Annotated in this window: 1 protein-coding gene; it reads left to right on the forward strand. The window is 62.4% G+C overall.

Annotation, left to right across the window (positions count from 1 at the left end; all coding sequences use genetic code 11):
- A partial coding sequence (locus tag AC1DX0_RS36805; protein WP_477359572.1) for a VCBS domain-containing protein occupies positions 1–611 on the forward strand: 611 nt, incomplete at both ends.

The following is a 611-nucleotide window of genomic DNA, read 5'->3' on the forward strand; positions in this document are numbered from 1 at the left end:
GTCCAGAGCACCGACAACAATGCAGCCTCGGACACCCAGACCGTGACGGTGACCGTGAATGGCACCAACGATGCGCCGGATATTCATCTTGTKGGAACGGGGACGCCGGACACTGCATCGGCGACCCTGACGGAAACCAATGCCGGCCTCTCGACCACGGGCACGCTGACGGTGACCGATGCCGATCTCTCCGACACGGTGAGTTCTTCGGTCACGACTGTCGTGGCTTCGGGAACGACGGCTGGCCTTGGTCTGACCAACGCCCAGCTTCTTGCCATGATGGCTGTTWCRCCGACATCGGGCTTGGCCGCCAATCCGGCGGACACCCACAACCTCGGCTGGACCTTCAATTCCGGCACGCAGGCMTTCGACTATCTTGCTGTCGGCCAGTCGCTGACGCTCACCTACACGGTCCARAGCACCGACAACAATGCAGCCTCGGACACCCAGACCGTGACGGTGACCGTGAATGGCACCAACGATGCGCCGGATATTCATCTTGTTGGAACGGGGACGCCGGACACTGCATCGGCGACCCTGACGGAAACCAATGCCGGCCTCTCGACCACGGGCACGCTGACGGTGACCGATGCCGATCTCTCCGACACGGT

It is taken from the genome of Mesorhizobium sp. P3_A9 (genome assembly GCF_056402975.1).